We start from the raw sequence: 7,488 nt of genomic DNA, 5'->3' as shown, positions 1-7,488 counted from the left end.
CAGCCGCTGTCCAGGATGCCATCGGCACCGGCGTAGCCGGCGCGAAGCGTCCTGGACAGCGGTGAGCACTGCGCTACTCTGTTGCATTAAGGCATGAAACCTCTTGACCAAGGCTAGGAGGTCCTACAATTCCGAGCCCGGCCTACCCCCGCGCCGCGATCGCCGCGGCTTCCGCGGCGGCGCGCTGCATGCTGGTCGACATCTCGTTGGTCACCGTGCTCTGCTCCTCGATCGCGGCGGCGGTCGAGGTCACGTACTCGCTGACATTGTTGATCGCCTGCTTGATCGAGCCGAGCGCGCTGACGACGTCGCCGGAGATGCTGTTGAGGCTGCCGATCTCCTGGCCGATCTTGTCGGTCGCCTGCTTGGCCTGGTTGGCGAGGCTCTTGACCTCGGAAGCGACCACTGCGAAGCCGCGGCCGGCCTCGCCTGCGCGTGCCGATTCGATCGTGGCGTTGAGCGCGAGCAGGTTGATCTGCCCGGTGATGTTGTTGATCATCTCGACGATGCCGCTCATCGCCTGCGCGGCCTCGGTGAGGCGCTGGGCCTGCGCGTCGGCGGCGCCGACCTGCTCGACCGCGCCCATCGCGGTCTCGCGCGACTTGGTCATGGCCTCGGAGATCTCCCGCACCGAGGCGTTGAGTTCCTCCGAGCCGGCGGCGACCGATTCCATCATGCCCCGGACACGCTCGTTGCCCATGCGGACCAGGACCTGCTTGGTGACGTCGGTGGCATATTTCACGACCTTGAACGGCTTGCCGTTGAGGTCGAGGATCGGATTGTAGGAGGCCTGGATGTAGACCTCCTTGCCGCCCTTGCCGATGCGCTTGTATTCGGCCGCCTGGTACTGGCCGCGATTGAGCGCGGCCCAGAACTCGCGATAGCCGGCACCGTCGCGCTCGGAGGGCTCGACGAACATGCTGTGGTGGCGGCCCTTGATCTCGGCCAGCGAATAGCCGAGCGCGCCGAGAAAGTTGGCGTTGGCGGTGATGATCGTGCCGTCCATGTTGAACTCGATCACAGCCTGGGCCTTGTCGATCGCCGCGATCTGGCCGGCGAGATCGGCATTCTTCAGCTTCTCCGCGGTGACGTCGGTCGCGAACTTGACCACGCCGTACGGCCTGCCGTTTTCGTCGAGCAACGGATTGTAGGAGGCAAGGATCCAGACCTCGCGGCCCCCCTTGCCGATGCGCTTGAACTCGCCGGCCTGGTATTCGCCGCGGTTGAGCGCGGCCCAGAATTCGCGATAGGCCGGGCTGTTTCGGTCGGCCTCGGCCACGAACAGGCTATGATGCTTGCCCTTGATCTCGTCGAGCGAATAGCCGAGCGCCTTGCAGAAGTTCTCGTTGGCCGAGACGATGGTGCCGTCGAGCTTGAACTCGATGACGGCCTGGGCGCGGCTGATGGCAGCGATCTTGGAGGCGTCCGTCATGCTGCGGATCTTCTTCTCGGTGATGTCGGTCGCAATCTTGGCGACCATCACCGTCTTGCCGTTGCCGTCGAGCACCGGATTGTAGGATGCTTCGATCCAGACCTCGCGGCCGTCTTTCGCGATCCGCTTGAACTCGCGCGCCTGATACTCGCCACGGTTCAATGCGGCCCAAAACGCCTTGTACTCGGCGCTGTCGCGCTGGTCGGCCGGCACGAACATCGAGTGATGCTTGCCCTGGATCTCCTCGAGCCGGTAGCCGAGTGCGTCGAGAAAATTCTTGTTGGCCGCGATGATCGTCCCATCAAGATTGAATTCGATCATCGCCTGCGAACGGCCGATGGCATCGAGCCGCGATTGTGCATCAGTGTGGAATTTACGGCCGAACATCAGGAAATCTCCATCTCGAATTGAGCCGAAGGGGGATATGCTCGTCAGTATCGAGGAACTGATCGCGCAGCAGTGCTGACATATTCCAATCTGCGTCTCCCCCAGATCCGATTGGAAGGTCCGTCGCGATGGTCGGACAGCAACGAAGCGGGCGAGCAGCCTGATTCTTTACGGCAAAAGCTCGAACAAAGTTCTAATTTTACTGTCGGGAATTCGACGGGGGTTATCAGCATGTCAGCGCGAGGAGCCGCTGGAGCTCACACCGGAACAGTACGGCAGGACTTGAAATGATGGCGCTCATTCAACGGTTGATCCGAGCGGGCCACATCGGCTTCTCGCGACGTCGCGTCGCGCATATCCGTAGTCTCACGGCATCGGCCGCGTGCGGCGCAAGGCGCGCCGTCCTATTCTCCACAGCGTCAGATTCCATGCCACGCAAGTTGCGAGCGCGAGGCACAAGCCGGCGGCGGAGCCGAACCACACGACTGCAACGTGCAGGACCGCAATCGCCATGCCAAATCCGAGCAGGCCCCAGGCGGAGTTGGCGAGCACGGCAGCGGTCGGCGGTCCACCGATGCGCGGATGCAGGATGACCATGATGCTGGAGAACACCACGGGAAAGAGTGCAATGATGCCGCTGATGCGCGGGCCGACCCAACTCGATGTCGAAACCACGATGGCGACAAGGGTCGCAACCAGCGCAGCGCGCATCGGCACATCGTACCAGCGGCGCGTCACCAGCGGCATCTTCGCATGGCGATAGCGCGCGAGCAGTGGAATGCAGATGCCGAACGCGATCAGATTGGCGGCGAGCCCCGCGGCGAGCGACCAGTCGAACTGGCGGATGATCGAGGCCATCCCGATCCATACCGCGAAAGCGCTTCCGCAGCTCACCACGAGAGTGTGCCGCTGCGACAGCACAACGTAAGTGAGGCACATCAAGATCGTTGCCGCATTGACCGGCAGGCTCGCCAGCGCGCCCTGGGCGACGAACGCGGCGTCATGATCGATCGCAAGGAAGACGTAGGACGGCCCGGCCGAGACCGGCAGGGTCGCGATCAGCGCGCCGATCACGGGTCCCGAGCGTTCGGTGATGATCGATGCCGTCACCACGAACGCCGCCGCGATCGCCATGCGCAGGAGCAGGAAGAGAAGGAAGTGGAGATCGAGGGACATTTTATCTGTCATTCCGGGGCGCGCGAAGCGCGAGCCCGGAATCCATAACCACAGGCCATGGTGGCTTAAGAGCTAGGAGCAACGACCGTCCGAAAATCCCGACGGCCGGGGATTATGGGTCCCGGGCTCGCGCCAAGCGGCGCGCCCCGGGACGACACCAATCGGTGGAATGACGACCTGCGTCTTACATCCTTTGCATCGACACCGAAACCTTCGGGCCGTTCTTGATGGTCTGATAGACCACGCAATACCGCTCGGTGAGCTTGAGCAGCAGATCGAGCTTGTCCTGCGGCGCTGACGTGTCGACCTCGAAGCGCAGGCGGATCTCGGCGAAGCCGACCGGGGTCTCCTTGTCGATGCCGAGCGTGCCGCGGAAATCGAGATCGCCCTCGGCATAGACGTTGCCGGTCTTCAAGGGCACCTCGATCGCGGTCGCGACCGATTTCAGCGTGACGCCGGCACAGGCGACCAGGGCTTCGAGCAGCATGTCGCCGGAGCAGAGCTCGAGGCCGGAACCGCCTGTGCCCGGATGCAGGCCGGCCATCGCGATAGCGCGGCCGGTCTCGACCTTGCACGCAATGCCTTCGCTATCGGTGGAGCCCTTGGCCTTCAGCGTGATCAGCGCAGCCTTGGGATCGGTCTTGTAGCGCTCCTTGATCGGGGCCTGCATCTGGCGCAGCTCTGCAGCGTCCATCTTGTTCTCTCCCGGGGATATCGACGAGCGGTATAGAGCGCGATTGGTTTTGTGTCAGCCCATGATTGGTGGAGGCAGTCATGACCAGCCGGGATCCAGGAGAAAAATCTGAGCACATTCATGACGTTACCCCAGGCGCCGATATCGGTATCGAAGCCGATTCATCTGCGTGGCGAAACTCGCCGGTCGTCCCTTGCGAATGTCTCGTGACAGCGCCTGTCACCTCTTATATCCGGTAAGACATGGACAGCGTCGCGACTGAGCAGAAGCCACAGGTGGACGAGCGCTTCGATACCGCGCGGATCACCGCCGCGGTCGATGCGCTTGCCGAGAAGCACGAGGGGCGCGAGGACGCGTTCCGCACGGCGATGGCGCTATTGCTCAAGACGGAGCTGATCGCGGCGCGCGCCGCCGCCCAGGCGATCCTTCTGAAGGACCGCCACGGCCGCCGCTGCGCCGAGCGGCTGTGCCACGTGCAGGACGAGATCATTCGCATCCTGTATTCGGCCGCGACGCGCCATCTCTACCGCTCGCCGATCCCGAGCGGCGCCGAGCGCATGGCGGTGGTGGCGACCGGCGGCTACGGCCGCGGCCTGATGGCGCCGGAATCGGACATCGATCTGCTCTTCATCCTGCCCTACAAGCAGACCGCCTGGGGCGAGCAGGTCGCCGAAGCGATCCTCTATTGCCTCTGGGACATGGGGTTGAAGGTCGGCCACGCCACGCGATCGGTCGATGAATCGATCCGGCAGGCGCGCGGCGACATGACCATCCGCACCGCGATCCTGGAGACGCGCTTCCTCACCGGCGACAAGCCGCTCTATGACGAGCTGGTCGAGCGCTTCGACAAGGAGGTGGTGCAGGGCACCGCGTCCGAATTCGTCACCGCAAAGCTCGCCGAGCGCGAGGAGCGCCACCGCCGCGGCGGCCAGTCGCGTTATCTGGTCGAGCCCAACGTCAAGGACGGCAAGGGGGCCTTGCGCGACCTGCACACACTGTTCTGGATCGCCAAATACGTCTACCGCGTCCGCGACACCCACGAGCTGGTCGGGCGCGGCGTGTTCGACGCGCAGGAATATCGCACCTTCCGCCGCTGCGCCGACTTCCTCTGGTCGGTGCGCTGCAATCTGCATTTCTACTCTGGTCGCGCCGAGGAGCGCCTCTCCTTCGATCTCCAGCGCGAGATCGCGATACGTCTCGGCTACACCTCGCATCCGGGCATGCAGGACGTCGAGCGCTTCATGAAGCACTACTTCCTGGTTGCCAAGGAAGTCGGCAACCTCACCGCCATCCTCTGCGCCAAGCTCGAGGACCAGCAGGCCAAGCCCGCGCCGGTGCTGAGCCGGGTGATGGCGCGGCTGCGACCGAGCGCAGTGAAGCGGCGCGTCCCCGACAGCGACGACTTCATCGTCGACAACAACCGCATCAATGTTGCCGCGCCCGACGTGTTCAAGCACGACCCGGTCAATCTGATCCGCATCTTCCGCCTCGCGCAGAAGAACAACCTTGCCTTCCATCCGGATGCGATGCGCGACGTGACGCGCTCGCTCGGCCTGATCAATGCGGGCTTGCGCGAAAATCCCGAGGCCAACCGGCTGTTCATGGAGATCCTGACCTCGGACAATGCCGAGATCGTGCTGCGGCGGATGAACGAGACCGGCGTGCTCGGTCACTTCATCCGCGCCTTCGGCAAGATCGTCTCGATGATGCAGTTCAACATGTATCATCACTACACCGTCGACGAGCACCTGATCCGCTGCATCGGCTTCCTCCAGGACATCGAGCGCGGCGGCATCGAGGAGTTCGCGCTGGCGAGCGACCTGTTCCGCAAGATCCGGCCCGAGCACCGCGCGGTGATCTACATCGCAACGCTGCTGCACGACGTCGCCAAGGGCCGTCCCGAGGACCACTCCATCGCCGGCGCCAAGGTGGCGCGGCGGCTCTGCCCGCGGCTCGGCTTCAGCCCGGCCGACACCGAGCTCGTGGCCTGGCTGATCGAGGAGCACCTGACGATGTCCACGGTCGCGCAGTCGCGCGACCTCTCCGATCGCAAGACCATCGAGAATTTCGCTGCCGTGGTGCAGTCTGTGGAGCAGATGAAGCTCTTGACCATCCTGACCACCGCCGACATCCGCGGCGTCGGCCCTGGCGTGTGGAACGGCTGGAAGGCGCAGCTCTTGCGCTCGCTATACTACGAGACCGAGCCGGTGCTGACCGGCGGCTTCTCAGAGGTCGACCGCGGCAAGCGCCTCGCCGCTGCGCACGCCGAATTCCGCATGGCCTTCGCCGAATGGCCGAACGACGAGCTCGACGCCTATATCGGCCGGCACTATCCGGCCTACTGGCTCAAGGTCGAGCTGCCGCGCAAGATCCGGCACGCCCGCTTCGTCCGCTCCAGCGAGCAGGCCGGCCACAAGCTCGCGATCAATGTCGGTTTCGACGAGGTGCGCGGCGTCACCGAGCTGACGATCTTCGCCGCCGACCATCCCTGGCTGCTGTCGATCATCGCCGGCGCCTGCGCCTCGGCCGGCGCCAACATCGTCGACGCCCAGATCTACACCACGACCGACGGCCGCGCGCTCGACACCATCTCGATCTCGCGCGAATACGACCGCGACGAGGACGAGGGACGGCGCGCCACGCGCATCGGTGAGATGATCGAGGACGTGCTGGAGGGCAAGCTGCGCCTGCCCGAAGTGGTGGCGCGGCGCACCGTGCGCAGCAAGGCGAAGCCTTTCGTGATCGAACCAGAGGTGACGATCAACAACCAATGGTCCGATCGCTACACCGTGATCGAGGTCTCCGGGCTCGACCGGCCCGGCCTGCTCTACGAGCTGACCACCGCGATCTCCAAGCTCAATCTCAACATCGCCTCGGCCCATGTCGCGACCTTCGGCGAGCGCGCGCGCGACGTGTTCTACGTCACCGACCTCCTGGGCGCCCAGATCAACGCGCCGACGCGCCAGGCCGCGATCAAGAGCGCGCTGACCCATGTGATGGCCGGCGACAAGGCGGTGCAGCCGGCGGCTTGAACCAGCCTCGCAATCCCAAAAGGCTCAGCCGCAATGACTGATTACCTTCCGGTCGAATCTTACATAATCCAGCGCCTCGAACAGGGCGGATGGCGTGTGATCGAACGGCGCGCTGACCTAACAGACATTCCGATCGCCGACTTTGTTTCGCTTCGAGACGCAGAGGAATGGGTTGACTGGAAACAGGGGGATCCGCGCATTAACCCGAACAGCATCTGAGCTGCGCGTCAAATCTCCACCCCCTCGTGCCGCAGCAGCCATCTCTTCCGCTCGAGGCCACCACCATACTTCACCAGCGAACCGTCCGCTCCGATCAGGCGATGGCACGGGAGCACCACGCTGATCGGATTTGACCCGTTGGCGTGGCCGACGGCGCGGATCGCCCTGGGCATGTCGATCTTCGCGGCGAGCGCGCCGTAACTCATCGTGGTGCCGGCGGGGATCTGCGCGAGCGCGGTCCAGACTTTTTGCTGGAACGGCGTGCCGGCGATACGCCATGCGATGCTCTGGAGCTGACCGAGATCACCGTCGAAATAGCGCGATAGTGCGGTCCGCATGTCCGACGGCGCAGGCTGATCACGCAGATCCACTGTGCCATAGTGCAGGCGCAGCAGATCGCGCATGCGGTGCTCATAGTCTTCCCAGTCGAGCGCGCGCAGCTTGCCCTCGGCATCGGTGACGAGCAGCGCAATCCCGATCGGCGTCGCCAGGTGGTCGAGACCGAAGCGTTCAGGCACCTTGGTTGATCGAGCGGACATTGCGGCACC

At 64.1% G+C, this 7,488-nt stretch carries 6 protein-coding genes; 2 read left to right on the top strand and 4 right to left on the bottom strand.

The window, feature by feature from the left end; all coding sequences use genetic code 11:
* Window positions 1–142 precede the first annotated feature (142 nt).
* From I6F09_RS33620 to I6F09_RS33610, 3 genes are all read right to left on the bottom strand, one after another.
* Complete coding sequence (locus tag I6F09_RS33620; protein WP_225189933.1) at window positions 143–1,819, bottom strand: PAS domain-containing methyl-accepting chemotaxis protein; 1,677 nt, start codon at window positions 1,817–1,819, stop codon at window positions 143–145.
* Between the two features lie 366 nt (window positions 1,820–2,185).
* Window positions 2,186–2,995 carry a hypothetical protein gene (locus I6F09_RS33615; protein WP_036002311.1) on the bottom strand — a complete coding sequence of 270 codons (810 nt, stop codon included), beginning with the start codon at window positions 2,993–2,995 and terminating at the stop codon, window positions 2,186–2,188.
* A 184-nt stretch (window positions 2,996–3,179) separates the two neighbouring features.
* Window positions 3,180–3,689 (bottom strand): OsmC family protein, encoded by a 510-nt coding sequence (locus tag I6F09_RS33610; protein WP_036002314.1) that lies wholly within the window; start codon window positions 3,687–3,689, stop codon window positions 3,180–3,182.
* A gap of 242 nt (window positions 3,690–3,931) precedes the next feature.
* Here I6F09_RS33610 and I6F09_RS33605 point away from each other — a divergent pair, with 242 nt between their 5' ends.
* Together I6F09_RS33605 and I6F09_RS33600 are read left to right on the top strand one after the other, a co-directional pair.
* Window positions 3,932–6,721 (top strand): [protein-PII] uridylyltransferase, encoded by a 2,790-nt coding sequence (locus I6F09_RS33605; RefSeq protein ID WP_225189932.1) that lies wholly within the window; start codon window positions 3,932–3,934, stop codon window positions 6,719–6,721.
* Between the two features lie 33 nt (window positions 6,722–6,754).
* Window positions 6,755–6,940, top strand: coding sequence for a hypothetical protein (locus I6F09_RS33600; protein ID WP_036023964.1), 186 nt, complete (start codon window positions 6,755–6,757; stop codon window positions 6,938–6,940).
* An 8-nt stretch (window positions 6,941–6,948) separates the two neighbouring features.
* Here the strand turns inward: I6F09_RS33600 and I6F09_RS33595 are convergent, their stop codons facing one another.
* Window positions 6,949–7,479 (bottom strand): methylated-DNA--[protein]-cysteine S-methyltransferase, encoded by a 531-nt coding sequence (locus I6F09_RS33595; protein WP_036023966.1) that lies wholly within the window; start codon window positions 7,477–7,479, stop codon window positions 6,949–6,951.
* Window positions 7,480–7,488 lie beyond the last annotated feature (9 nt).

It is taken from the genome of Bradyrhizobium sp. IC3195 (genome assembly GCF_020193585.1).
In the GTDB taxonomy this organism is placed as follows: domain Bacteria; phylum Pseudomonadota; class Alphaproteobacteria; order Rhizobiales; family Xanthobacteraceae; genus Bradyrhizobium; species Bradyrhizobium yuanmingense.
This window is presented reverse-complemented; position numbering and strand designations above follow the sequence as displayed.

Coding starts and splice junctions, on each gene's coding strand:
- I6F09_RS33595 (WP_036023966.1), bottom strand. CDS start 7,479: ATGTCCGCTCGATCAACCAAGGTGCCTGAACGCTTCGGTCTCGACCAC.
- I6F09_RS33610 (WP_036002314.1), bottom strand. CDS start 3,689: ATGGACGCTGCAGAGCTGCGCCAGATGCAGGCCCCGATCAAGGAGCGC.
- I6F09_RS33605 (WP_225189932.1), top strand. CDS start 3,932: ATGGACAGCGTCGCGACTGAGCAGAAGCCACAGGTGGACGAGCGCTTC.
- I6F09_RS33600 (WP_036023964.1), top strand. CDS start 6,755: ATGACTGATTACCTTCCGGTCGAATCTTACATAATCCAGCGCCTCGAA.
- I6F09_RS33615 (WP_036002311.1), bottom strand. CDS start 2,995: ATGTCCCTCGATCTCCACTTCCTTCTCTTCCTGCTCCTGCGCATGGCG.
- I6F09_RS33620 (WP_225189933.1), bottom strand. CDS start 1,819: ATGTTCGGCCGTAAATTCCACACTGATGCACAATCGCGGCTCGATGCC.